Origin of the sequence: Kitasatospora sp. NPDC004614 (assembly GCF_042873675.1) — a bacterium.
Classification (GTDB): Bacteria; Actinomycetota; Actinomycetes; order Streptomycetales; family Streptomycetaceae; genus Kitasatospora.
Map to the genome: position 1 here is coordinate 140,639 of NZ_JBIALR010000013.1, position 24,650 is coordinate 165,288.

18 protein-coding genes are annotated in these 24,650 nt (G+C 74.0%); 4 read left to right on the forward strand and 14 right to left on the reverse strand.

What is annotated here, in order from left to right; translation table 11 throughout:
- Nucleotides 1-37: 37 nt before the first annotated feature.
- Together ACFYST_RS25010 and ACFYST_RS25015 are read left to right on the forward strand one after the other, a co-directional pair.
- Nucleotides 38-1,372 (forward strand): ABC1 kinase family protein, encoded by a 1,335-nt coding sequence (locus tag ACFYST_RS25010; RefSeq protein ID WP_387865572.1) that lies wholly within the window; start codon nt 38-40, stop codon nt 1,370-1,372.
- Nucleotides 1,373-1,405: 33 nt separating this feature from the next.
- The gene (locus tag ACFYST_RS25015; RefSeq protein WP_387865575.1) at nt 1,406-2,545 is read left to right on the forward strand and encodes a hypothetical protein; all 1,140 of its coding nucleotides are present in this window, start codon (nt 1,406-1,408) and stop codon (nt 2,543-2,545) included.
- A 43-nt stretch (nt 2,546-2,588) separates the two neighbouring features.
- Here the strand turns inward: ACFYST_RS25015 and ACFYST_RS25020 are convergent, their stop codons facing one another.
- The 5 genes from ACFYST_RS25020 to ACFYST_RS25040 all read right to left on the reverse strand — a co-directional run bounded on the left by ACFYST_RS25020 (nt 2,589) and on the right by ACFYST_RS25040 (nt 7,670).
- Nucleotides 2,589-3,662 (reverse strand): phosphotransferase, encoded by a 1,074-nt coding sequence (locus ACFYST_RS25020; protein ID WP_387865577.1) that lies wholly within the window; start codon nt 3,660-3,662, stop codon nt 2,589-2,591.
- A 178-nt stretch (nt 3,663-3,840) separates the two neighbouring features.
- Complete coding sequence (locus tag ACFYST_RS25025) at nt 3,841-4,251, reverse strand: hypothetical protein (protein WP_387637530.1); 411 nt, start codon at nt 4,249-4,251, stop codon at nt 3,841-3,843.
- Nucleotides 4,248-4,613, reverse strand: a complete 366-nt coding sequence (locus ACFYST_RS25030) for a WhiB family transcriptional regulator (protein WP_387637533.1) — start codon at nt 4,611-4,613, stop codon at nt 4,248-4,250. The genes ACFYST_RS25025 and ACFYST_RS25030 overlap by 4 nt, the downstream gene beginning before the upstream one ends.
- Nucleotides 4,614-4,784: 171 nt before the next feature.
- On the reverse strand, nt 4,785-5,204 hold the full coding sequence (locus ACFYST_RS25035) for a hypothetical protein (protein WP_387637536.1): 420 nt from the start codon (nt 5,202-5,204) through the stop codon (nt 4,785-4,787).
- A 159-nt stretch (nt 5,205-5,363) separates the two neighbouring features.
- A complete protein-coding gene (locus tag ACFYST_RS25040; protein ID WP_387865580.1) occupies nt 5,364-7,670 on the reverse strand; it encodes an ATP-dependent DNA helicase UvrD2 in 2,307 nt (768 codons plus the stop codon).
- A gap of 158 nt (nt 7,671-7,828) precedes the next feature.
- Here ACFYST_RS25040 and ACFYST_RS25045 point away from each other — a divergent pair, with 158 nt between their 5' ends.
- The gene (locus ACFYST_RS25045) at nt 7,829-8,080 is read left to right on the forward strand and encodes a mycoredoxin (protein ID WP_387637542.1); all 252 of its coding nucleotides are present in this window, start codon (nt 7,829-7,831) and stop codon (nt 8,078-8,080) included.
- A 22-nt stretch (nt 8,081-8,102) separates the two neighbouring features.
- Here ACFYST_RS25045 and ACFYST_RS25050 read toward each other — a convergent pair whose 3' ends face one another.
- From ACFYST_RS25050 to ACFYST_RS25075, 6 genes are all read right to left on the reverse strand, one after another.
- Nucleotides 8,103-8,882, reverse strand: coding sequence for a GntR family transcriptional regulator (locus ACFYST_RS25050; protein WP_387637544.1), 780 nt, complete (start codon nt 8,880-8,882; stop codon nt 8,103-8,105).
- A gap of 212 nt (nt 8,883-9,094) precedes the next feature.
- Entirely contained in the window at nt 9,095-10,036 is a 942-nt protein-coding gene (gene nudC / locus ACFYST_RS25055) for an NAD(+) diphosphatase (RefSeq protein WP_387637547.1), read from the reverse strand.
- A gap of 55 nt (nt 10,037-10,091) precedes the next feature.
- Nucleotides 10,092-11,489 carry a dipeptidase gene (locus ACFYST_RS25060; protein WP_387637550.1) on the reverse strand — a complete coding sequence of 466 codons (1,398 nt, stop codon included), beginning with the start codon at nt 11,487-11,489 and terminating at the stop codon, nt 10,092-10,094.
- A gap of 84 nt (nt 11,490-11,573) precedes the next feature.
- Nucleotides 11,574-14,414, reverse strand: coding sequence for an FtsX-like permease family protein (locus tag ACFYST_RS25065; protein ID WP_387865586.1), 2,841 nt, complete (start codon nt 14,412-14,414; stop codon nt 11,574-11,576).
- Nucleotides 14,411-15,175, reverse strand: a complete 765-nt coding sequence (locus ACFYST_RS25070) for an ABC transporter ATP-binding protein (RefSeq protein WP_387637555.1) — start codon at nt 15,173-15,175, stop codon at nt 14,411-14,413. Before ACFYST_RS25070 ends, ACFYST_RS25065 begins: the two co-directional genes overlap by 4 nt.
- Nucleotides 15,176-15,191: 16 nt before the next feature.
- Nucleotides 15,192-15,806 (reverse strand): PadR family transcriptional regulator, encoded by a 615-nt coding sequence (locus ACFYST_RS25075; RefSeq protein ID WP_387637558.1) that lies wholly within the window; start codon nt 15,804-15,806, stop codon nt 15,192-15,194.
- 78 nt (nt 15,807-15,884) lie between these two features.
- Between ACFYST_RS25075 and ACFYST_RS25080 the strand changes: the two genes are divergently transcribed.
- Nucleotides 15,885-16,796: an endonuclease/exonuclease/phosphatase family protein gene (locus tag ACFYST_RS25080; RefSeq protein WP_387637561.1), complete on the forward strand. Its 912-nt coding sequence runs from the start codon at nt 15,885-15,887 to the stop codon at nt 16,794-16,796.
- Between the two features lie 4 nt (nt 16,797-16,800).
- Here ACFYST_RS25080 and ACFYST_RS25085 read toward each other — a convergent pair whose 3' ends face one another.
- The 3 genes from ACFYST_RS25085 to ACFYST_RS25095 form a co-directional block, all read right to left on the reverse strand.
- A complete protein-coding gene (locus ACFYST_RS25085; RefSeq protein WP_387637563.1) occupies nt 16,801-17,988 on the reverse strand; it encodes a PP2C family protein-serine/threonine phosphatase in 1,188 nt (395 codons plus the stop codon).
- Nucleotides 17,989-18,186: 198 nt separating this feature from the next.
- On the reverse strand, nt 18,187-21,375 hold the full coding sequence (locus ACFYST_RS25090; RefSeq protein ID WP_387865589.1) for a UvrD-helicase domain-containing protein: 3,189 nt from the start codon (nt 21,373-21,375) through the stop codon (nt 18,187-18,189).
- Nucleotides 21,362-24,634: an ATP-dependent helicase gene (locus ACFYST_RS25095; RefSeq protein ID WP_387865591.1), complete on the reverse strand. Its 3,273-nt coding sequence runs from the start codon at nt 24,632-24,634 to the stop codon at nt 21,362-21,364. Before ACFYST_RS25095 ends, ACFYST_RS25090 begins: the two co-directional genes overlap by 14 nt.
- Between the last annotated feature and the right edge of the window lie 16 nt (nt 24,635-24,650).

The following is a 24,650-nucleotide window of genomic DNA, read 5'->3' on the forward strand; positions in this document are numbered from 1 at the left end:
GCCGCTGTTGACCGCACGGTCCGAACGGAGACGGCCGATGTCTGAGATGCCGCGCAAGGCGGTCTCCCGTACGGCCCGGCTGGCGGCGCTGCCGCTGAGCTTCGCCGGCCGTGCCACGCTCGGCCTGGGCAAGCGGCTCGGCGGGCGTCCGGCGGAGGAGGTCGCGGCCGAGCTCCAGGCCCAGACCGCCGAGCAACTCTTCGCCACGCTCGGCAAGTTGAAGGGAGGTGCGATGAAGTTCGGGCAGGCCATGTCGGTCTTCGAATCGGCCCTCCCGGAGGACGTGGCGGGCCCCTACCGGGCCGCACTGACCAAGCTCCAGGACTCCGCCCCGGCCATGCCGACCCGCACCGTGCACTCGGTGCTGGCCGCCGACCTGGGCGACGGCTGGGCCGCCAACTTCCGCTCCTTCTCCGACCAGCCGTCCGCCGCCGCCTCCATCGGCCAGGTGCACCGGGCCGTCTGGCAGGACGGGCGGGACGTCGCGGTCAAGATCCAGTACCCGGGCGCGGGCGACGCCCTGCTCAGCGACCTCGGCCAACTCGCCCGGCTGGCCCGGATGCTGGGCCCGCTGATCCCGGGCATGGACATCAAGCCGCTGATCGCCGAACTGCGCGAGCGGGTCACCGAGGAGCTCGACTACCAGTTGGAGGCCGAGTCGCAGCAGTTGCACGCCCAGGAGTTCGCCGACGACGCCGACATCCGGGTGCCCCGGGTGGTCGCCCAGTCCGGGCGGGTGCTGGTCACCGAGTGGCTGGACGGCAAGCCGCTGTCCCAGGTCATCTCCGACGGCACCCGGACCGAACGCGACCGGGCCGGGCAGCTGCTCGCCCGCTTCCTGTTCGCCGGCCCGGCCCGCACCGGCCTGCTGCACGCCGACCCGCACCCCGGCAATTTCCGGCTCGTCAAGACCGGCCGGGCCGCCTCCAGTTGGCAGCTCGGCGTGCTCGACTTCGGCACCGTCGACCGCCTCCCCGGCGGTCTGCCCCGCCCGATCGGCACCTCCCTGCGGCTCGCCCTGGCGGGCGACGCAGGCGCCGTCTACGACCTGCTCAAGCAGGAGGGCTTCGTCCGCCCCACCATCTCGCTCGATCCGGACGCGGTGCTCGACTACCTGGTGCCCATCATCGAACCCACCCGTGCCGAGCAGTTCACCTTCAGCCGCGAGTGGATGCGCACCCAGGCCGCCCGAATCGCCGACCCGCGCTCCCCCGCCTACAACCTCGGCAAGCAGCTCAACCTCCCGCCCTCCTACCTGCTGATTCACCGCGTTACGCTCTCCACCATCGGTGTGCTCTGCCAGCTCGGCGCCACTGTCCGCCTGCACGAGGAACTCCTCCACTGGCTGCCCGGCTTCGCCGAGCCCGAATAGACGCCGGCCGCACGGACGGAAGAGGGCACGGGCATGCAGGTGGCGGACCACACCCGGTGGGAACAGCCGTTCCCGGTGCGGTTCCTGATCGTCGGCGAGCGCGACGACGAGGACGCGATCGGTGTGGACCTGCTGCTCGGCCGGTGCGCCGCCGTCGAGGGGCTGTTCGCCGACCCGCCGCCGCCACCGCGCGAGGTCCTGGTACTGCGCGGCTGCACGCCGGGCGTGACGGCGGGATGGCTCGGGTCGGCCGTGATCAGGGGGCGGTCGGACGCCGGGCGGGAGCACTGGTGGGAGCTGCTGGACGCGGAAGTCCTCGTGGTCGGGCCGTACTCCGCTGATCCGGCGCTGGTCAACCTGGTGGTCTCGGCGGCGATCGGCAAGGTGGAGGACTTCCGCTTCGCCCAGGACCCGTGCGAGAGCTTCGAGTTGGTGGGCAGCCAGGACGAGCCCCTGACGACGTGCGTGCTGGTGGCGGGGCTGCTGAAGAGCCGGCCCGGGTGCACGTCGCTGCCGGTGCGGCTGATCGGCTTCGAGCCCACCGAGCCGCTGCGGGCGCAGTTGGACAGCGGGAGTCAGCGTTGGCCCGCCTACACCGAGCTGTGGGCACTGGACGACACCGGCCGGGTCATGGCCCGCGTCCCCACCGGGCTGAGCATCGACGGCACCTCGCCGTCGGTGCTCCGCGGCGGCCTGCTGGACGTGGATCTGTCGGTCTCGCCCGGCCTGCTGCCCGGCTCGGCCGCCCGCGAGGTCTGGCGGCAGTGGCAGCCCGGGCCGCCGCAGCAGCCGGGCAGCTGGCGCGGGTTGAGCGTCGCCGCCAAGGAGGAGTGGCAGTCGCTGGCGCTGAATCGGCGCGATCCCGAGCCGGACCGCTCCGGCGGCGAGTACCACCTGGCGGGCGCGGGCGTCGAGGACGAGACCGGCCTGCACTGCGCCCTGGGCGAGGCGATCAACGGCCCGGGCGGCTACTACGGGCGGGAGTCGATGGGCTTCGAGGACTGCCTGGGCGGCGGCTTCGGCGCGGTCCCGCCGTTCACCCTGGTCTGGCACGACTTCGCCGCGACGGAGCGGGAGTTGGCGGAAGAGACCGACCTGCCCGCGGGGCGGAGCTACCCGGAGTTCCTGGCCAGGGCGATGGAGTACCGCAAGGTGCGGGTGGTCCGCGCCTGACGGTCCGCCGGGGAGCGCCCGGCGGGCGGGAGCCGACGGCGGGTCAGGAGCGTTCGCTCGGCAGCGGCCCGGCGGCCGGCCAGGCGGTCCGGACGCGGGTGGCGAGGGTGGCGCAGAAGCGGCCGAAGACCGGGAGGGCGCTGTCCTCGCCGGCCAGGGCGGCGACGGCCCGGAGGCGGTGCGCCAGGCGGCGGCGGGCGGTGGCGTTGCCCCAGGTCCAGTCCGCGTGGTGCACGCGGGCGAGTTGGTCGGCGAGGCCGCGTTCGGCCTTGGGGACGAGGGCGTCGCCGCGCAGCAGCCAGCCGGCGCAGGCGTCGGCGAGCTCGGCGTCGGTGGCGGCCGCGGTGCCGGTGGCGGCTCGCCAGGCGGTGCGGTAGGCGGCCTCGGCCTCGGTGAGTACGTCGGCGGGCGGGGCGGTGGAGCACCAGCAGGTGGGGAAACCTATTCGCAGATAGGCGAATTCGGCCGCGCCCGGGCCGAGCGAGGACTGCTCGAAGTCGATGAACCGGACGCCCTCGGCGGTGTGCAGGTCGTTGCCGGGGCAGGGATCGCCGTGCAGCAGCGCGTGCCGGACGGGGGTGGCGGAGAGCCGGGCGAGCAGTGCCTCGGCCTCGGCGCGGGCGCCGGGCGGGGCGGGGACGTCGAGGGCGCGGGCCAGCGCGAGGAAGCAGCCGAGGTCGCGGCCGGTCGGTCCGGTCCAGGCGGGCAGCGCGGTGCCGGGGGCCGTCCCGGCCAGGTCGTCCAGGTCGGCGGGGGCGCTCGCGTGCAGCCCGGCCAGCGCGACGGCGTAGTCGATCTGCCAGCCGGGGCCGGGGGTGCGGTTCTCCAGGCGCTCCAGCACCACCATGCGCGCGTCGGGGTCGGTACCGAGCAGCGTGGGCACCACGGGGCGACCGGCGCGGCCGGCCCGCCGGGAGGCGAGGGACAGTGCGGCCGCCTCGCGGGCGTAGCGGTCGTCGGCGCCGGGCGAGTCGACCAGTTGCTTCACCACCACCGGGGCGCCGGACAGTTCGGCCCGCCAGACCCGGGAGCGCGGACTGCTGGCCAGGCGGCGGACCTTGCGCGGCGAACCGAGCTCGGCACGCAGCCGCTCGCCGAGCGGAAGGGAGGACCACATGCGGCACATCCTCGCACGTCACGTTCGAGCGACGAACGACAGTACGACCCTGCGGAGTTGGACGGGGAAACGACTGGACGCGCCGATGGCCGGCTCCCGGGAGAGGAGTCGGCCATCGGCGTTCAGGGGTTGGTCACCGACGTGGGCACGGGCCCGGTCGGCGGGGGTGGAGCGTCCGTCACATCAGGGCGACGGCAAGGGCCTTGCGGGCGCGCAGGGAGGCCTGTTCGGCCTTACGACGCAGTCGCGTCGCGCGCATCACCCGCAGGCCGAGGCGTTGCTCCTCGGCCTCGTGGAGGCGTTCCTGCATATGCGCACGCGCCAGGGATTCTTGGAGGAGATTCATCTCGAGGGTCCTGTTCTGGATCTGAAGTTCGGTGGTCTGCTCGGAGCGGACGGTCGGATCGATGCCGGCGGGGTTCATGTGGTGGTCCTGCTCGTGGTGCGTAGTCGGGAAGGGACGGGTCAGTTCGGAGTCGGCCTTGGCGGCCGCGAGGCGTACCGAGTCGCGCAGTGCGGTGTCCAGCGGGGGCTGCTCTCCCCTGCGGACGGCTGCGGCTTCGGTGCGGGAACGGGCTGCGGGGTTCACGCCATGACCTCGGTCTTGCGCGGACGGCCACGGGGACGCTTGCGGGCGACGACGACGCCCTGGACGAAGAGCTCGCCACCCCAGACGCCCCACGGCTCGCGGCGCTCGAGCGCGCCGGTCAGGCAGGAGGCCTTGACGGGGCAGGTGCCACACAGCGACTTGGCGTACTCGACGTCGGCGGGCGTCTCCGCGAAGAAGACCTCCGGGTCGAAGGCCCGGCACGGAATGGGAAGCCCGAGCGAGTCAGCCTCGTCGATGGCGGTGAGCTGCATGAGTGTTACCTCCGGGGGGTCGGCCTGGTCGGCCTTGATGGTCTTGTCGGGTACGGACGGGAGGGGCGGCGGTGTGATGACCGTGGACACTGTGGGCGTCTTCCTCGTCTTTTGATGGGTCCGGCCGGGCTCGTTGTTCGAGTTCGGCCGGAGGCCCGCGTGGGGCCTGGGTGGGTCGTGCGTACCGGACAAAACAGAAGGGCCGCGGAACCCGGTTGCTGGGTTTCCGCGGCCCTGGAGGCACCGCCCTGACGGGTTGCGTCAGGGTCGTTCGCTCCAGGGTCCAGGCCCGCGGAAAGCCTGCTTCCGGACGGCTCCGGCGCCGTGAACGGCGGCCGTGGCCAGAATGCTCTGCTGCTTCTGCTGCTTGACTCCGGCACCGACGACGGCCGCATAGCGACCATGGGCCGCTTCTGCCACTACTGCCTTCGGTGCCTTGGTCGGTCGCTCATCGGACAGCGTGATGCCATCGATAAACATGGACCGGTCACGGGACGGACCCGCCTCGACACTGGTGCCCTCAGCATTGCCACGACCACTGACAAGGCAGTGCTCAGCAATCAGCAGGACTCCGGCGTTGCCGCCGGCCACGTCGAGACCCAGACCCGGCACGAGGACGCGCGCGGGCATGGCGAGGGTGGACATCGGGTCAATCATTTTGGTGATCGTCTTCGTCGACACTGAACTCGCCTCCTCTCGGCGTCTCGCGGTGCCCAGTCCCCCGGGCTCCGATATCTGGTTGATGGTCAGCGCACGCAGAAACAAGCCCTCTGCGAGCGTTGCGGTCTCGTCCCCTTGACCGCTCCGGCAGGCTATTGCGCCGTACGCGCGGCGCGCAAACTATTTTTCCGGCGAGTTTTCCGGTGAGTTCTCGGCCTGCTCGGCGGCCTCGTCCCCGGGTGAGTCCTGCACCTGCTCCCCGTCGGGCTCCCCCACGAGCTCCGGACTCTCCCCCGCACACAACAAGAGCACGTCGGCGCCGTACTTGTCCAGCTTCATGGCCCCCACCCCGGAGATCCGGGAGAGCTCCGCGAGACTGCCTGGCACGTCCTCCGCGATGGCCTCCAGGGTGGCGTCGGTGAACACCACGTAGGCCGGGGCGCCCTGTTCCTTGGCCTTGGCCAGGCGCCACTCGCGCAGCCGCTCGAACAGCGCCTCGTCCATGTTGGAGGGGCAGCCCTCGCAGCGGCGGAGCTTGAGCTCGCGGCCCTCGGTCAGGGTGCGGTCGCAGACCCGGCACTTAACGGGGCCGCGCACCCGGCGCGCGGCCGGGCGCTCCGCGCCGGGCTCGATGCCCCCGCGCCCGCCGCGGGTGCGCGGGCCGGAGCTGGAGGAGCCGGGGCGCAGGCCGTCCAGGAAGCGGGTGGGCTTGCGGGAGGCGCGGCCGCCCGGCGAGCGGGACAGCGACCAGGAGAGGGTGAGGAAGCGGCGGGCCCGGGTGACGCCGACGTACAGCAGGCGGCGCTCCTCCTCGACCTGCTCGTCGGTCTTGGCGTAGATGATCGGCAGCGTGCCCTCGGTGAGGCCGACCAGGAACACCGCGTCCCACTCCAGGCCCTTGGCGGCGTGCAGCGAGGCCAGCGTGACGCCCTCGACGGCGGGGGCGTGCTGGGCGGCGGCCCGGGCGTCGAGTTCGGCGACGTAGGCCGAGAGGTCGGCGCGCTCGCCGGCGGCGGTGCGGGCGGTCTCGAACTCCTCGGCGAGGCGGACCAGCGCGTTCAGCGACTCCCAGCGCTCGCGGACGGCGCCGGAGCCGGCCGGGGCGGTGGCGGAGAAGCCGCGGGTGGCGAGCACCGCGCGGACCTGGGCGGCGAGGTCGGGCGCGCCGGCGGTCAGCGGGTCGTCGGCGGCCCGGGCTGCGCCCTTGAGCAGCACCCCGGCCTCCCGGACCTCGGGCCGCTCGAAGAACCGCTCGGCGCCCTTGAGCTGGTAGGAGATGCCGAGGTCGGCGAGCGCCTGCTCGTACACCTCGGACTGGCTGTTGGTGCGGAACAGCACGGCGATCTCGCTGGCCCGCACGCCGGTGCCGAGCAGGTCGCGGATCAGCCGGGCGGTGGACTCCGCCTCGGTGGGCTCGTCCTGGTACTCGCGGTAGACCGGCTCGGGGCCGGCCTCGCGCTGGGAGATCAGCTCCAGGCGGTGCTGGGCGGCCTGGCCGCGGGCCTGGGCGAGCAGGCCGTTGGCCAGGTGCACCACCTGCGGGGTGGAGCGGTAGTCGCGCACCAGCTTGACCACCGTCGCCTCGGGGTGGCGCTGACGGAAGTTCAGCAGGTAGTCGGGGGTGGCGCCGGTGAAGGAGTAGATGGTCTGGCTGGCGTCGCCGACCACGCAGAGGCTGGCGCCGCCGTCGCCGCCCGTCCACTGCTCCAGCAGGCGCTGCTGGAGTGGGGAGACGTCCTGGTACTCGTCGACGGTGAAGTGCCGGTACTGGGCGCGGACCCGGTCGGCGATCTCCGGGCGGTCCTCCAGGATGGCGGCGGTGAGGAGCAGCACGTCCTCGAAGTCGATCAGGCCGCGGTCGCGCTTGGTCTGCTCGTAGGCGGCGTAGACCCGGGCGATCTCGGCCGGGTCGCGCGGGGCCTCGCGGGCGGACTTGGCGACGGCGGTCGGGTAGTCGTCGGGGACGACCTGGGTGACCTTGGCCCATTCGACCTCGGCCGTCAGGTCGCGCAGTTCGGTGCGCTGGACGCGCAGGCCGCTGCGGCCGGCCGCCTCGGCGACCAGCTGGACCTTGCGCTCCAGCAGCCGGGGGACGTCTCCGCCGATGGCGCGCGGCCAGAAGTACTGGAGCTGGCGCAGCGCGGCGGAGTGGAAGGTGCGGGCCTGGACGCCCTCGGCGCCGAGCTGGCGCAGCCGGCCGCGCATCTCGCCGGCGGCGCGGGCGGTGAAGGTGACGGCGAGGACCTGGGCGGGCTGGTAGACGCCGCTGCGCACGCCGTAGGCGATCCGGTGAGTGATGGCCCGGGTCTTGCCGGTGCCGGCGCCGGCCAGCACGCAGACCGGGCCGTGCAGGGCGGTGGCCACGGCGCGCTGTTCGGGGTCGAGTCCGGCCAGCACGGCGTCCGCTCCGAGGGGGGCGAAGCCGCCGGGGCGGTGCTGCTGGCTGGGGCCGCCGAGGCCGGGGAGGTCATCCTGCATGCCTTCCATCCTCGCAGGCGCGCCGGACAGTCCGGACGGTGTTGTCCACAGGCCCGCTCGGATGATCGGATCGTGCCACTGTTACCCGTCCTGGAATGGGGGCGGCCCGCCGGACGTTTGTTCCGTGGGCTGCACGCCCCGTTCGTCGACCGAAGGAGTCCCTCACCATGTCCGGCACCGTCACGATGTACAGCACGACCTGGTGCGGCTACTGCAACCGCCTCAAGAGCCAGCTGGACCGCGAGGGCATCGCCTACACCGAGGTCAACATCGAGCAGGACCCGGCCTCGGCGTCCTACGTGGAGTCGGTGAACGACGGCAACCAGACGGTCCCGACGGTCGTGGTGGTCGGCGCCTCCGGCGAGCAGAGCGTGATGACCAACCCGAGCCTGCGCCAGGTCCAGGCCGCGCTGGTCTGACCACTGGGCGCCCGGGCCCCGGTCAGCCGGCCGGGGCCGGGTCGCCGAGTTCGTAGAGCAGCCGGGCCCGGTCGGCTGCGTAGCGGGTCTCCACCACCCGGATCGGGCCGCGCCGGTCGCGGGTGACGCGGGTGTTGACCAGCAGTGGCACGCCGGGTCCGAGTCCGAACCAGGCGGCCTCGGCGGGGTCGGGCATCCGCGCGGTGAGGTGGTCGGTGGCGGCGGTCTCGGTGCGGCCGAGGTCGGCCAGTGTCCGTTCGTCGCCGCCGGGGGCGGGCAGGTCCTCCATCAGCGGGGTGCCGGCGGCCAGTCCGGGCCGGTAGTGGCTGTCCTCGATGGCGTAGGGCTCCTGGGCGACGCGGCAGAGCTGGCGGCGCATCATGACGCTGTCGTCGGGCTGGAGTCCGAGCCAGTCGGCGATGTCGCGGCGGGCCCGGACGGCCCACACCTCGTACTCGAAGCTGAGGTCCAGTCCGGCTGCCCGGGCTTCGGCGGCGTACGTCTCGCCGCCGGCCGGCAGGGCGCCGCGGCGGTGCGGCCGGGGGTAGACCCGGTGGTCGTGCCGGGCCCGGCGGCGCAGGAAGGTGCCCTTGCCCTGGACGCGCACCAGTCGGCCCTCGTTGACCAGGACGTCGACGGCGAGGCGGACGGTGTTGCGGGCCACCCGGTACTGCTCCTCCAGTTCGCTCTCGACGGGGAGCCGGCCGTCGTCCTCCCATTCGCCGGAGTCGATGCGGCGGCGCAGGTCGGCGGCGATGCGCTGGTACTTGGGCGGGGTCGCGGCGGCGCGGGGGATCGTCACGCGAGCGAATGTAGTCAGGCCTTTTGTGGCATTTCAGCCGAACCGGGCAGCCATGGTCGCGGGTCTGTTCGGGAAACCCTGGCGATTCCGCCCCGGGAGATTCGAACATTTCCGCTCGGCGGAGCGGGACCCGGCCGGCCCCCCGGGTCGGTCGGATGCACCGCAGGGGCGTGCGGAGTGCTCCGCACGCCCCTACAGGTACCGCTTTTCGCTCACCAGCGGGCGGCCGCCGGAAGCGGTTCGCCATACCAGAGTTCGACCAGGTGCCGGGCGATCGAGATGCCGGACGGCGGCAGGATCTCGCCGGCCGCCATGCCCGCCCGCATTTCCTCCCGGGTGAACCAGCGGGCCTCGGACAGCTCCTCGCCGTCCACGGTGATCCCGGTGCCGTCGGGGTGCGCCCGGCCGAGGAAGCCGAGCATCAGGCTGGACGGGAACGGCCAGGGCTGGCTGGCCACGTACTCGACCTCGGCAACCCGGACGCCCGCCTCCTCCAGCACCTCGCGGCCGACCGTCTGCTCGATCGACTCGCCGGGCTCGACGAACCCGGCCAGCGTCGACCAGCGGCCCTCCGGCCAGAGCGCCTGCCGGCCCAGCAGGCAGCGGTCCTCGCCGTCGGTGATCAGCATGATCACCGCCGGGTCGGTGCGCGGGTAGTGCTCGGCCGCGCAGGAGGTGCAGCGGCGCAGGTGGCCGGCGCCGGCCTTCTCGGTGCGGTGGCCGCACCGGGAGCAGAAGGTGTGCAGCCGGTGCCAGTGCTCCAGGGCGACGGCGTGCACCAGCAGCCCGGAGTCCCGGTCGGAGAGCGAGCCGCCGACCTCGCGCAGCCCGGCCGGGCGGGCGTCGCCGTCCAGTCGGCCGGGCAGCGACTCGCAGTCCAGCGCGAAGTAGTGGACGCCGTCGTCGTCGGTGCCCAGGAAGTAGCGGGAGCCGTTCTGCGGGGCCTCGAAGGAGGGCAGCAGCACCAGTTCGGTGCCGCTGCCGGTGTCCACCACGAACGCCTCGCCGCCGGCGATCGGCAGCACCTTGGTGGTGGGGTGGCTCCAGGCCGCGGCCAGCCACGGCTCGTCGAGTCGGCGGTGCGCCGACCGGTCCACCCCGGCGCGGGTCAGCGCGAGGTGCTTGGTGTCAGGGGCGCTGCTCAACTCGTCCATCCCCGTTCGCTTCGGTACGGCAGGTACGGCGCCTTCGCCGCTTCGGGACGCGCACTCACGGCCGGAAGTTCTCCGCGAGGTCGCCCCACAGGTACGCGGAGGTCTCGACGCCCTTGCGGAGCAGGTCGAGTTCCACCTTCTCGTTGATCGAGTGCCAGCCGTCCGAGGGCACCGAGATGCCGAGGAACAGCACCGGCGCGCCCAGCACGTCCTGCAGGTCGGCGGCCGGGCCGGAACCGCCCTCACGGGTGAACAGGATCTTCTGCTCGAAGGCCCGGCCCATCGCCCGGACGGTGGACTGCAGGGCGGGGTGGTCCAGCGGCGTCAGGCACGGGCGGGTGGCGCCCGGGAAGACGATCTCGTACCGGATGCCCGCCGGGACCTGCGCGGAAACCCAGGCGGCGACGGCCTCCCGGACCTTCTCCACCTCCATGCCGGCTACCAGCCGGAAGGACAGCTTGAGGTGCGCCTCGGCCGGGACGATGGTCTTGCCGCCGGGGCCGGTGTAGCCGCCCCAGATGCCGTTGACCTCGGCGGTCGGACGGGCCCAGACCCGCTCCAGGGTGGTGTAGCCGGCCTCGCCCTGGGTGCCGTACGACTTGGCGACCTTCAGCCACTGCGCCTCGTCGAAGGGCAGTTCGGCGAACAGCGCCCGCTCCTCGTCGGTGAGTTCGACGATGCCCTCGTAGAAGCCGGGCACCGCGACCTTGCGGTCCGCGTCGTGCAGGCCGGCGGCGAGCGCGGCGGCCACGTCGGCCGGGTTGGGGACGGCGCCGCCGAACGAGCCGGAGTGGATGTCGCTGTCCGGGCCGTACAGGTCGATCTGGCAGTCCGCCAGGCCGCGCATGCCGGTGCACACGGTCGGGGTGGTCTCGGACCACATGCCGGTGTCGGAGATGATCACCACGTCGGCGGCGAGCCGGTCGGCCTCGCGGCGCACCAGGGCGGCGAAGTTCGGCGAGCCGGACTCCTCCTCGCCCTCGATCAGCAGCTTGAGGTTGACGGCGGGCGCGGTGCGGCCGGTGGCGGCGAGGTGGGCGCGCACGCCGAGGGTGTGGAAGAAGACCTGGCCCTTGTCGTCGGCGGCGCCGCGCGCGTACAGCCGGCGGCCGACCACGGTGGGTGTGAACGGCTCGGTGTCCCAGCCGTCCTCCTTGGCGGCGGGCTGCACGTCGTGGTGGCCGTAGACCAGCACGGTCGGCGCGCCCTCGTCGCCGGACGGCCACTCGGCGAACACCGCGGGCAGCCCGTCCGTCTCCCACACCTCGGCGACCGGGAAGCCGGTCGCGCGCAGCTTGTCGGCCAGCCACTCGGCGGAGCGGCGGACCTCTCCGGCCCGGCCGGGGTCGGCCGAGACGGAGGGGATGCGCAGCCAGTCGGCGAGGTCGGCCAGGAAGGTGTCCTCGTGCTGGTCGATGAAGGAGCGGACGGCGCTGTCCGGGGTTTTCGTCATGCGGACGACTTTAGTTCGCCCGGATGGGTCCGTGCCCACGGCCTCCCTCAGCCGTGAGCACGGTCACCCTGCCTCTGCCGGGCCTCAGGCGGCCCGGCGGCCCATGGCGATCTTGGAGCGGGTGAGCGCCGCCGCGAGCAGCACCGCCAGCACCGGCAGGCCGATCACCATCGCCGCGAGTTCGCCCCACGGGATCGCGATCACCGCTTCGGGAGCGGGCTGGCCCGGCATCGCCCACTTCGCCTGGTCCTGCGCCTGGAAGATGCGCAGCGCGATGGACGGGACGGCACCGCAGAACAGGCCGAGCACCGCGCCCATCGCGGCGATCACGCCGCACTGGAAGCCGGACAGCCGGCGCCGGATGCCGCCGCTCGCGCCGACCGCGGCCAGCGTGGCGAGGTCCTGCTGGGAGTCCGCGGCGGCCAGGCCGGTGGCGATGCCGGCCGCGCCGAGCGCCACCAGTCCGGCGAACACCGTCAGGCCGACGGTGATCAGGTCGACGTCCGGGTGGAAGCCCCGCTCGACCGTGATCATCGCGTTGTCGTCCAGCTTGGCCAGCGCGCCGTTGGCCTTCTGGTACGCCTTGTCGGACGGCTCCGCGGTGGGCATCCAGAGCGAGCCGGCCGCCCGGGCGCCCAGGCCGATCTTCTCGGCGGTCTGGCGGGTCATCATGGCGTTGCCGAACGGCGCCTGGACGGGCACCTCGACCGCGTCCGCCAGCAGGTGGCGCTCCGCCGGCCGGTAGTTGTTGTCCTCGCGCATCTTCTTCTGGTCGAAGGGGTCGGTGACCAGCAGGTCGACCTTGCCGTTCTCCACGTAGTCGGGCCGGAACACCAGGATCTTGCCGTCGGCGAGGGCCTTCTCGGCGGCCTGGTCGCGCACCCCGAACAGGGTGTGCAGCAGGGCCGCGTCGCCGACCAGGGTCTCGCCGAACATGGTGCTCCGGCGCGACTCCCGGTTCCGGTTCACCTCACAGCGGGGGTCGGTGTGCAGGCGCTCGTACTCCTCGGAGGAGCGGGCCGCGTCGGCCGGGCAGCGCTTGGACTCCGGCAGCACGACCTGGACCCAGCCGCAGGGCGCGCCGGGGTTGCACTTGGCGGTCGGCGTCGCGTCCCACACGTCGGCGCGCTCGCCGAGGTCGGGGATGTTGCCCTCGATCACCTCGCGCATCATCGGCAGCCGGTTCTGGTCGGCGGTCGGCCCCCAGCCGGCGAACAGCGCGACGGTGTTGGGGGGCGCCGACGGCATGTACTCGCGGCGCTGCTGCTCGGTGCTGCTGGTGGTGTAGATGCCCACGGCGACGGCACCGGCCACGGCGGCCATCACCGCGGCCACCGCCGGGGCGGTGCGGCCGCGGTGGCGCACCGAGTCGCGCAGCGCGAGGCGCGGGCTGAGCGGCAGGTGACGGCCGAGCCGGCCGAACAGGCCGATCAGCATCGGGGTGCACATCAGCATGCCGATCTCGGCGATCACCGAGCCGCCGAGCAGGCCGTAGACCACGGCGGTGCCGGTGGCCGCGCAGGCCAGCGCCAGGGCGGCGCCGCCGCCGATCATGATCAGGCCGAGCACGGCGACGATCCGGCTGGGGGGCTTGCTGCCGCCGCGTCCGGTGAGCGCCACCACCACGTCCTGCCGGGAGGCCTGAACGGCGGGCACCACGGCCGCGAGCAGGCCGGTGACCAGGCCGACCACGACGATCGCCAACAGGTCGAGCGGCTGCAGGTCGAAGTGGCCGAAGCGGCGTCCGGCGAACTGTTCGGCGTTGTCGCGGAACACCGCGACCAGCACGATCGCGAGCACCAGGCCGGTCAGCGCGCCGGTCACGCCGAGCACCACTCCGCCGCCGAGCACCACGGCGCGCACGTGCCCGCGGTCGCCGCCGCCGGCGGCGAGCAGGCCGAGCTGGCGGCGCGAGCGGCGGGCGCCGACCGCGAAGGCCGGTCCGGCGAGCAGCACGATCTCCAGCAGGGCCATGCCGACCACGGTGCCGACGATCGCGACGGTCACCTTGTCGATGCCGCCGTAGTCCTGCCGCCCGGGCTGCTGGTACAGCGGCACCTCGGAGCGGGCGGGCGGGTTCATCAGGACTGCCTTGGAGGCGACCGCGAAGCCGTACTTGTTGAGCTCCAGCACCTTCGGCCAGTCCAGCGCGGCCGCTCCGGCGGGCAGTTGGACCAGCCAGCTGTCGCGGCTCTCCGGGACGACCGCCCGGTCCGGGTCGGCCTGCGCGAGCGGGGCGATCACGCTGCCGGGGCGGGCGAACAGTTCGGCGCGCTTGAGCTCGGCGGGGAGCTCGACGACGGCCGTGATGGTGAACGGCTTGGACTCCAGGCCGTGGATCGCGGTGGAGTCGCCGAGCCGCAGCCCGGACTGGTTCAGGAACTCCTGGGTGGCGGCGATCTCGTTCGGCTGGGCCGGGGCGGTGCCGCGGATCCTGTTCACCATGCCGTGCCAGACCTGGTCGGACAGGTCGACCTCGACGGCCTCGACCGTCATCCGGCCCTCTTTGGTGGTGACCGTGGTGCGCGGTCCGGCGGGCATCGGCACCAGCTTGGTGCCGGCCGGGAGCAGTTCCTTGATCAGGTCGGCGGGCTCGGTGCTCGCGCTGCGCTGCTCCTCGGGCGTCTTCGCCCGCGGCTTTCCGTCGGGGCCGGGCCCGCCGGTCTGGGTCTCGTCGTCGGGGTTGGGCGCCTGCAGGACGATGTCGCCGCGCTGGCTCACCGCGATCCGGGCGTCGGCGGTGCCCATCACCCGGGCGACCTTCTCGCCCGGTTCCAGCTGGGCACTGCGGGCGACCACGTCGACGCCGGCCACGCCGAGGATCGGCAGGCCGATCATCGCCACCACCAGGGCGCTGCGGCCCTTGGCGCGCATCGCGTCGCGGCGGGCGATCCGCAGGGCTGCCCGCCAGGCGGTCAGCCTCACTGGTCCTCGCCCTTCAGCGCGTTGGCGGCGGCGGTGACCAGCAGGGTGCCGGCGTCCTGCCGGGCGGTCTCGTCGACCAGCCGGCCGTCGCGCAGGAACACCACCCGGTCCGCCCAGGCGGCGTGCCGGGCCTCGTGGGTGACCATCATGGCGGCGGCGCCGGCGTCGCAGCGGGCGCGCAGGACGGCGAGCACGGATTCGCCGGTGGTGGAGTCGAGGGCGCCGGTGGGCTCGTCGGCGAGCACCAGGCGGCGCTCACCGATCAGCGCGCGGGCGATGGCGACGCGCTGCTGCTGGCCGCCGGACATGTCGTCGGGGAAGCGGTCGGCGAGTTCTGGGATGCCGAGTTCCTCGAGCGCGGCGAGCGCCTCCTTGCGGGCGGCGCGGGCGGATATGCCGTCGAGTTCGCGGGGCAGCGCGATGTTCTCGGCGGCGGTGAGCGCCGGGATCAGGTTGTAGTCCTGGAAGACGTAGCCGACGGAGCGGCGGCGGACCGCGGCGAGCTTCTTGCGGTCGAGGCTGCCGAGCACGATGCCCTCGACCAGCACCTGGCCGTCGCTGGGGCTGTCGAGGCCGCCGGCCAGGGTCAGCAGGGTGGACTTGCCGGAGCCGGAGGGCCCCATCACGGCGACCAGCTCGCCGGGGTACACCTTCAGGTCCACGGCGCGCAGCGCGTGCACCTCGGCGGCGCCGTGGCCGTGCACGCGGCTCACCCGGTCCAGGTGCAGCACGGGCTGGGCCGGCTTGAGTTGTTCGGTCATCGCTCCCCCAGGAGTTTCAGAGGCGGCCGCGGGCGCGGCTCTTGACGCCGCGGCGCGCGGGCGGCGCGGCGGCGGGTTCGGCCGTGGCAGCGGCCTGTCGCTCGGCGTGCTTGCCGAGTCGGGATTCGCAGTGGTCCAGCCAGCGGATCTCCGCCTCGGTCTGGAAGATCAGCTGCTCCAGCACCAGCAGCCAGGCCAGGTCCGCGCCGTCGCCGGTGTCGGCGGCCAGCGCCCGGCCCTTGAGCCGGGTGTAGTCCTGCAGCGCCTGCATGCTGTGCCGGCGCTGGCCCTGGACGACGCCGGTGACGTCCACTCCCGGGACGGTCACCGCCATCGCCAGCTTGATGGCCAGTTCGTCGCGCGGCGGGTTGGTGCGCGGCACCGGGGTGTCGAACCAGCGGAGCAGTTCCGCGCGTCCTTCGTCGGTGACGGCGTAGAACTGGTGGCCCTCGTCGTCCTCCCCCGCGGACTCGACCAGGCCGTCGCGCTCCAGTCGGCCCAGGGTGGTGTAGACCTGGCCGACGTTCAACGGCCAGGTCGCCCCGGTACGGGCCTCGAACTCGGATCGCAGCTGGTAGCCGTAGCGCGGGCCCTGGTCGAGCAGGGCGAGCAGGCCGTGACGGATCGACATACTGAGTATGTATACCCGGTATGGCCTGACCTGCTCAAGCCGCCACCCCGGTCACACCCACCCGGTACCGTCGGCTCCGTGACCACTCTGCGGATCGCCACGTACAACCTGCTGCACGGCCAGCCGCTCGCCGCCGACGGCAGCCCCGCGCCCTACCCGGTCGAGCCGGGCGGCCCGCTGGCCGAGGCCGTCGCCGCGCTGGACGCCGACGTCCTCGCCCTCCAGGAGGTGGACCGCGGCCAGGAGCGCTCCGGCCGCACCGACCAGGCCGCCGTCGCCGCCAAGGCGATGGGCGCCGCCGACTGGCGCTTCGCCGCCGCCCTGCACGGCACCCCCGCCCGGTCGGCCGGCTGGGTCACCGACCCGGCCGTCCCGGGCCTCCAGGTGTACGGGCCCGCCGAGGCGGACGACGGCGCCGACCGCCCGTCGTACGGCACCGCGCTGCTGACCAGGCTGCCGGTGCTGCACTGGCGGGCCCGCCGGTTCGCGCCCGCCCCGTTCGGGCTGCCGCTGCGGGTGGCCGGGCGGCGGGGGCTGACGGCGGTGCCGGACGAGCCGCGGGCCGCGCTGGCGGCGGTACTGGCCGGGCCGGCCGGGGAGTTCACCGTGGTCGCCGCGCACCTGTCGTTCGTGCCGGGCTGGAACGTCGCGCAGCTGGCCGCGATCCGGCGCTGGATCGCCGACCTGCCGCAGCCGTACCTGGTGCTCGGCGACTTCAACCTGATCGGCGCGGTGCCGCGCACCGTGCTCGGCTCGGCGCACGCGATCCAGCGCACCGCGGCCCGCGACCGGGTCCGCACCGCCCGCCGCACCCGCCTGCAGGGCTGGTACGACCTGGCCCGCACCCCCACCTACCCGGCGCACCGGCCGACCGTGCAGTTCGACCACATCCTGGGCATCGGCGTGCCGCGCAGCACGGTCGGCTCGGTGTCGGCGCCGCGCACCGGGGTGTCCGACCACCGGCCGCTGGTGGTGGAGATCGACGTCTAGGCGTTCAGAGGATGTGCCCGACCGGCGCCTCGGCCTGCTGCTGCGCGGGCAGTTGCACCGGATCGAACTGGAGCATCAGCATGGCGGCGTCGTCGCCGAGCTTGTGCCCGACGTGCCGGACGACGTCCTCGTGCAGGCGGTGCAGGACCTCGACCGGGCCGCTGTCGGCGAGCAGCGGCAGCCGGTCGGTGAGCGGGTAGAACGCGCCGAGGTGGTCGCGGGCCTCGATGACGCCGTCGGTGTACAGCAGGATGCGGTCGCCGGGTTCGGTGATGAGCAGTTGCAGCGGCGGGCAGACGTCGACGGGGTCGAGCACCCCGAGCGGCGGGACGGTCTCGTCGGCGGTCAGCAGCCGGGGCGCGTCCTCGCCGCGCAGCAGGACGGGCGCGGGGTGGCCGCAGTTGGCGATCTCCAGGGCGCCGTCGGGGCGGACCCCGATCAGCACCAGGGTGACGAACTCCTCCTCGACGCCGGGGTGGTCGTTCTCGTGCAGGGCGCGGTCCAGGCTGACGGCGAGCCAGCCCGCCACCCGGTCCAGCGCGGGTTCCTGGTGGGCGGCCTCGCGGAACGCGCCGAGCACGGCGGCGGCGGTCTCCACCGCGGCCAGGCCCTTGCCGCGTACGTCGCCCATCACGGCGCGCACCCCGTGCCGGGTGTTGACCACCTCGTACAGGTCGCCGCCGATCGAGGCGTGCGCGGCGGCGGCGGCGTAGCGGACGGCGGCCCGTACCGGCCCGACCCGTTCGGGCACCGGGCGCAGCAGCACCCGGCGGGCGACCTCGGCGACCAACTGGGCCTCGGCGAGGGCGAGTTCCTGGCGCAGCCGGAGGGTGGCGCTGAGGTGGCCGATGCCGGCGATGAGCACGATCGCGGCGACGGTGGCGGTGTGCACGGACTGGCCGAGCACACCGTTGTACCAGGCCATGCCGAAGGCGCACACTTCGGCGAGCGCGCCGGTCAGCAGCGGGTACCAGGTCCGCCGGGAGACCACGGCGGCGAGGGCGGGGACGGCGGTCAGTGCGGGTTCGACGGTGACGTGGCTGTTGGTCAGCAGGTCGAGGGAGACGACCAGCGCCATGCCGATCAGCGGCAGGGCGTGCGAGGTCTTGGGCCATGTACCGGTGACGGTGTTGGGTACCGGCCCTGGGGTGGGGCCGTGGAGGACGTCCCTGATCCATCCGGTCGCGCTCAACGTCGGTCTCTCCAGCGGAAGGTGCGGGTGCTGCTCGGCACCTGCGGGTCTGACGGGAGGTCAGGGGGTCGGGGCCCTGACGGCGGCCGGAGTACGGGAGGATGACCGGTTACCGACCCCACAATAGGCACGAAACGTGCAGGGCGCACAGGTTTCACTTGATCTCGTGACGGGTTGAATGCTCTGAGTGACTCTTTTCTACCTATTCCCGATCAGAAGATCGCTCAACTCTTTTCGGCCGGGAAGTCCTGACGGTGTTTCGATCCGGCCGCTGCGCACGTAGCAGAACGAGGCCGTGACCTGCTCCACCGGGACGCCCGCCTGCTCGGCCCAGGCGAGGCGGTAGACGGCGAGTTGCAGCGGGTCGCCGCTGTCCTCCCGGCCGGTCTTCCAGTCCACCACCTCGTAGCGCGGTGACCCTGCGCCACGGTCCGCGTCCCGGTAGACCGCGTCGATCCGGCCGCGCACCACCCGTCCCGCCAGCACCAGTTGGAACGGCGCCTCGACCCGGTAGGGGGTGCGGCCGGCGTACGGGCCGCGCAGGAAGGCCTCCTTGAGGCGCTCCAGGTCGCGTTCGTCCTCGATCTCGTCGATGTCGACGTCCAGGCCGGGCAGCGCGTCCGGGCCGAGCAGCAGCGGCTGGTCGAACCGGGCCTGCACCCAGGCGTGGAAGCGGGTGCCGCGGCGGGCGGCGGGTGCGGGCGGGCGGGGCATCGGGCGGGCGAGTTCGCGGGCGAAGCCGTCCGGGTCGGCGGCCAGCCGCATCAGCTCGGTGGCGGACAGCGAGGCGGGCAGCTCGACCTCCCGGACGGTGCGCCGGGAGCGCTCCAACTCGCCGATCAGCGCGCTCAGATCGCGGTCCCAGGAGGCCACCGTCCGCTGGTCCTCGACGCCCATCTGCTCGGCCTCGGGCGCGGGCGCCCCAGCGAGCCGGCGGCGGACCACGTCCGCGACCCGGCGGCGGGCGCGCTGCGCGGACGGGTCGAGCGGCAGCGGCCAGGGGGTCTCCACGGACACGTCGAACGCCGGGTTCTGCGCATCGCCCGCAGGCTCCTCGGCCCAGTGCTCGATCTCGCCGTTGCCGGGCCGCTCGGCGTGCGCGCGCAGCTTCAGCAGGAACTCGGACGGCCCGCGCCGCCGCTTCTGCGATGGCCCCCACCAGTGGCCGGAGGCCAGCAGCAGCGACCGCGGGCGGGTGAACGCGACGTAGCCGAGCCGCAGTTCCTCGACCTCGGCGTGGTGCGCCATCTCCTTCTTGAACAGGCCCATGCCCTTGGCGTTCCACGCCGGGTCGGCGGGCAGCGTGGCGGCGTCGCCGCGCAGCGCGTGCGGCAGCACCTTGCGGGTGGAGGTCCAGCGCTCCCGGCCCTGCCCGGACGGGAAGCCGCCCTTGACCAGGCCGGGGACGGCCACCACGTCCCACTCCAGGCCCTTGGACTTGTGCGCGGTGAGCACCTTGACGGTGTCCTCGCCGCCCGGCAGCCCGGCATCCAGGCCGCGCTCGTACTCCTGGGCGGCCCGCAGGAAGGCCAGGAAGGCGGCCAGGCCGGGGTCGCCGTCCAGGTCGGCGAAGGACGCGGCGATGTCCAGGAAGGAGTGCAGGGTCTCCCGGCGGCGGGCGGCCAGTGCCAGCGGGGAGGCGGACAGTTCGACCTCCAGGCCGGTGACGGTCAGCACCCGGTGCAGCACGTCCATCAGCGGCTCGGCGAGCGCCCGGCGCAGGTCGCGGATCTCCCGGGCGAAGCGGGCGAAGCGCACCCGGGCCTCGGGCGAGAACGGCAGCTCGTCGGGCTGTTCGGCGTCGACGAAGGTCTCCAGCGCGTCGGCCAGCGAGACCACCTCGGTGGGGTCGGTCTCGGCGACGGCGGCGGCGAGGGGGTCCTGGTCGCCGAGCCGGGCGGTGCGCACCAGGTCGGCGGCGCGGCGGCCGAGCAGGGCCAGGTCGCGCGGGCCGATCCGCCAGCGCGGGCCGATCAGCAGGCGTACCAGGGCGGCGTTCGCGGTCGGGTCCTGGAGTACCTCGCAGACGGCCACCAGGTCGGCGACCTCCGGGAGTTGGAGCAGTCCGCCGAGGCCGACCACCTCCACCGGGACGCTCCGCGCCACCAGCGCGGCGTGGATGTCGGGGAAGGCGGTGCCGGCCCGGCAGAGCACGGCGATCCGGCCGGGCGCGGTGCCGGTGCGCACCAGGTGGGCGATCGAATCGGCCAGCCAGTCCACCTCCTCGGCGTGGGTGGGCAGCAGCGCGGTGCGCACGTACCCGTCGAGTTCGGCGCCGGGCGCGGGCCGCAGCGCCTCCACGCCCTCGTGCATCTCGCGTAGATCAAAGGCCAGTTCGTTGGCGAAGGCGAGCAGCCGGCCGCCGCTGCGGCGGTTCTCGCTGAGCGCGAAGCGGTGCGCCGGGCTGCCGTCGGCCTGCGGGAAGTGCTGCGGGAAGTCGTCCAGGTTGGCGACCGAGGCGCCGCGCCAGCCGTAGATCGCCTGGCAGGGGTCGCCGACCGCGGTGACAGGGTGTCCGGCGCTGTCGGGGCCGCCGAACAGGCCTGCCAGCATGAGGCGTTGGGCGACCGAGGTGTCCTGGTACTCGTCCAGCAGCACCACCCGGTACTGCTCGCGCAGCAGCCGGCCGACCTCGGGGCGCTGCTGGGCGAGGCGGGCGGAGGCGGCGATCTGGTCGCCGAAGTCGAGCAGGCCGAGCTTCTGCTTGCGGGCCCGGTAGTCCTCGACCAGGTGCAGCAGCTCCTGCCGGCCGCGGGCGGCCTTCGGGACGGCCCGGAGGTCCTCGTTGCTCAGCTTGACGGTGGCCAGGTGGTCGAGCAACTCCTCGTCCCAGTGGCGCAGTTGCGACGGCTCGACCAGGTGTTCGGCGAGTTCGGAGTCGAGCGCGATCAGTTCGGCGACCAGCGCGGAGAAGGTGCCGGTGAGCGCCGGGTAGGGGCCGCGGGCCTGCCGCAGCACCCGGGCGGCGAGCTGGAAACGGGTGGCGTCGGCGAGCAGCCGGACGTCGGGTTCGATGCCCAGGCGCAGGCCGTGCTCCTTGAGCAGGGTGCCGGCGAAGGCGTGGTAGGTGGAGATCTGCGGGTCGCCGAGCGAGTCGTCCTCGCGCACGCCGGCCCGCAGCAGCGAGGCGCGGACGCGTTCGGCGAGCTCCCCGGCGGCCTTGTTGGTGAAGGTCAGGCCGAGCACCTGTTCGGGGCGCACCGCGCCGGAGCCGACCAGCCAGACCACCCGGGCGGCCATCACGGTGGTCTTGCCGGAGCCCGCGCCGGCCACGATCACGCCGGGGGCCATGGGCGCGCCGATGGCCGCCAACTGCTCGGTGTTGAACGGGATGCCGAGGAGTTCGCGGAGCTGGTCCGGGTGTTCGAGCAGCTCAGTCGACGACATGCCGACCGTCCCGCTGCGCGGAGCAGCTGCCGCGGAACGCGCAGCGGCCGCAGCGCTCGCCCGCAGTGGGGGTGAACCGCTCGGCGAGCACCCGGCCGGCGGTGTCGGCGAGCAGGTTCTCGATCCACGGGTCGCCGTCGGGCGGCAGCTGCCGCTGCACCTTCGGGGCGTCCGGCTCGCCCTTGGCGGGCTCCCGCAGGTGGACCAGTTCGGCGCCGCCCGGGACGGCGCCGTGCTCGAAGCCGGGCAGGCCGTCGAGCGCGCCGCCGCGCACCGCCAGCTGGTAGACGGCGAGTTGGCGGTGTTCGGGCAGCGACTTGTCGGTCGGGACCTGCTTGCCCGTCTTGAAGTCGACGACGTAGGCGCGGCCGACCGCGTCGGCCTCGACCCGGTCCATCGAGCCGCGGATGCGCACCGCGACGCCGCCGACGTCCAGGGTGAGGTCGAAGCCGTGCTCGGTGGCGACGGTGGTGCGCTCGCGTTCCAGCACGTGCCAGCGCAGGAAGCGTTCCAGGGCGGCGCGGGCCTCGGTCTTCTCCTGCTGGGACTTCCACGGCGCGTCGAAGGCCAGGGCGTCCCACACGGTGTCCAGGCGCTCCATCAGGACGGCCAGGTCGGCGGGGGTGCGGCCGGAGCCGACCTCGTCGGCAAGGGCGTGCACCACGTTGCCGAAGCCCTGGGCGGCGGAGGCGGTGTGCCCGGCCTTCACGTCCTTCTCCAGGAACCACTGCAGCGCGCAGGACTCCAGCTGCTCCAGGCCGCTGCCGGACAGCCGCACCGGCAGCCCGGGCTCGCGCAGCGGCTCCGGGGCGGCGGTGGCGTCGACCAGGCCCCACCACTGGTCGGGGTGGGCGGCGGGGACCAGCGGGCGGCCCTCCTCGTCGACGGCGGCGGCGAGGGTGGCGAGGCGTTCGGCGGCGGCCCGGCGCAGCTGCGGGGGGCGGGTGGGGTCGACGGTGACGGCGCGCAGTTCGGCGACCAGCGCGGGCACCGCGAGCGGGCGGCGCGGGCGGGCGGTGATGTCGGCGACCTTCACCTGCGGGACGCGTTCCAGCACCCGGCCGGTGCGGGGGTCGAGGGTCTCGCGGTACAGCTCGCGCAGGAACCGGGAGGGTTCGTCGCCGTCCTCGGCGGGGGCCTTGACGGCGGTGACCACCAGGCGTTCCTTGGCGCGGGTGGCGGCGACGTAGAACAGCCGGCGTTCCTCGGCGAGCAGCGCGGCGGCCGACAGCGGTTCGGCGAGGCCGTCGCGGCCGATCCGGTCGGCCTCCAGCAGCGAGCCGCGGCGGCGCAGGTCGGGCCAGAGCCCTTCCTGGACGCCTGCCACCACGACCAGGCGCCACTCCAGGCCCTTGGAGCGGTGCGCGGTCATCAGCCGCACCGCGTCGGGGCGGACGGCGCGCACCCGCAGGGTGTCGGCGGCGATGTCCTGGGCCTCGACCTCGGCGAGCAGGTCGAGCGCGCCGCGGTGGCCGGAGACCCGTTCCTCGGCGCGGGCGGCGGTCTCGAACAGGGCGCACAGCGCGTCCAGGTCGCGGTCGGCGTTGCGGCCGGCCGCGCCGCCGCGCAGCGCGGCCCGTTCCAGCCGTTCGCGCCAGCGCCGGGAGCCGTCCCACAGCTCCCACAGCGCGTCCTCGCCGGACGCGCCGCCGGCCAGCAGTTCGCGGACCTTGCGCAGCAGCACGCCGAACTCGTAGGCGCGGCGGGCGTACGGGGCGTCCAGCAGGGCGAGCAGTTCGGGCTGCTCCAGCGCCTCGCGGACGAGTTCCTCGGCGGGGCGGACCACGCCGGCCACGCCCTCCTCGGCCAGCGCCCGGCGTTCCTCCTCGCGCAGGGTGCGGCCGAGGCGGCGCAGGTCGGAGCCGTCCAGGGCGGCGAGCGGGCCGGTGAGCAGGGTGTGCGCGAGGTCGGCGGTGAGCGCGCCCTCGCCCTCGGCGCACACCCGCAGGGCCAGCAGCAGCGGGGTGACGGCGGGTTCCTCGCGCAGCGGCAGGTCGTCGCCGTCGATCTCCAGCGGGACGCCGGCGGCGGCCAGCGCGCGGCGCACGGCCGGTATCGACCGGGAGCCGGCCCGCACCAGCACCGCCATCTGACCCCACGGGACGCCGTCCTCCAGGTGGGCGCGGCGCAGCAGGTCGGCGACCGAGTCGAGTTCGGCGCCGGGCGTCGGGTAGGTGTACACCTCGACGGCGCCGCCCTCGCGGGAGGGCAGCAGGGCGCGGTGCGCGGCGAGCTTGTCGGCGGGGAGGCGGCCCATCGGCATCCGGCGGGCGAGTTCCCGGGAGGCGGCCAGCAGTACCGCGCCGGAGCGCCGGGACACCCGCAGCACCTTGACCTCGGCGGGCCGGCCGTCGGCCTGCCGGAAGGCGTCGGGGAACTCCAGGATGCCGTTCACGTCGGCGCCGCGGAACGCGTAGATCGACTGGTCGGGGTCGCCGACCGCGACCAGGTCGCGGCCGCCGCCGGCCAGCCGCTGCAGCAGCCGCACCTGGGCCGGGTCGGTGTCCTGGTACTCGTCGACGAACACCACGTCGTAGCGGTCGCGAAGTTGCCCGGCGACGTCCTCGCGTTCGGCGAGCAGTACGGCGCGGTGGACGAGTTCGGCGTAGTCGAGGACGCCGCGCAGGTCGAGCACGTCCAGGTATTCGGCCAGGAAGTGCGCGGCGGCGGCCCAGTCGGGGCGCTGGACGCCCTCCGCGAAGCGCAGCAGCTCCTGCTCGCCGAGGCCGAGTTCGCGGCTGCGGGCGAGCACCGCGCGGACTTCGTCGGCGAAGCCGCGGGTGGTCAGGCAGGCCCGCAGGTCGAGCGGCCAGCGGATGGTGGCGGTGCCCGCCTTGGCGTCCTCGGCGCCGCCGGCCAGCAGCTCGCGGACCATCACGTCCTGCTCGGGGCCGGACAGCAGCCGCAGCGGCTCGGCGTACTCCTCGGCCGGCTGGTGGGCGCGCAGCAGGGCGTAGCAGAACGAGTGGAAGGTGGTGGCCTGCGGGGCGGTGGTGCCGATCCGGGCGGTCATCCGGTCGCGCAGTTCCATCGCGGCCTTGCGGCTGAAGGTGAGAACCAGCACACGCTCGGGGGCGGCGCCGTCGGCGATCCGCCGGGCGACCGCCTCGACCAGCGTGGTGGTCTTGCCGGTGCCGGGCCCGGCGAGCACCAGCAGCGGCCCCGACGCGTGCTCGACCACCGCCTGCTGGAAGTCGTCCAGCACGGGCGGGTCGGGCTGCGCGAGGGGGCTGCGCACCAGGCGGAACGGTGAGGTCACTGCGGTCCAGGGTCGT

Excerpts from the sequence above, each read along its gene's own strand:
- ACFYST_RS25010 (WP_387865572.1), top strand. The coding sequence starts at position 38 with ATGTCTGAGATGCCGCGCAAGGCGGTCTCCCGTACGGCCCGGCTGGCG.
- ACFYST_RS25015 (WP_387865575.1), top strand. The coding sequence starts at position 1,406 with ATGCAGGTGGCGGACCACACCCGGTGGGAACAGCCGTTCCCGGTGCGG.
- ACFYST_RS25020 (WP_387865577.1), bottom strand. The coding sequence starts at position 3,662 with ATGTGGTCCTCCCTTCCGCTCGGCGAGCGGCTGCGTGCCGAGCTCGGT.
- ACFYST_RS25040 (WP_387865580.1), bottom strand. The coding sequence starts at position 7,670 with ATGGAAGGCATGCAGGATGACCTCCCCGGCCTCGGCGGCCCCAGCCAG.
- ACFYST_RS25045 (WP_387637542.1), top strand. The coding sequence starts at position 7,829 with ATGTCCGGCACCGTCACGATGTACAGCACGACCTGGTGCGGCTACTGC.
- nudC (WP_387637547.1), bottom strand. The coding sequence starts at position 10,036 with ATGGACGAGTTGAGCAGCGCCCCTGACACCAAGCACCTCGCGCTGACC.
- ACFYST_RS25060 (WP_387637550.1), bottom strand. The coding sequence starts at position 11,489 with ATGACGAAAACCCCGGACAGCGCCGTCCGCTCCTTCATCGACCAGCAC.
- ACFYST_RS25070 (WP_387637555.1), bottom strand. The coding sequence starts at position 15,175 with ATGACCGAACAACTCAAGCCGGCCCAGCCCGTGCTGCACCTGGACCGG.
- ACFYST_RS25075 (WP_387637558.1), bottom strand. The coding sequence starts at position 15,806 with ATGTCGATCCGTCACGGCCTGCTCGCCCTGCTCGACCAGGGCCCGCGC.
- ACFYST_RS25090 (WP_387865589.1), bottom strand. The coding sequence starts at position 21,375 with ATGTCGTCGACTGAGCTGCTCGAACACCCGGACCAGCTCCGCGAACTC.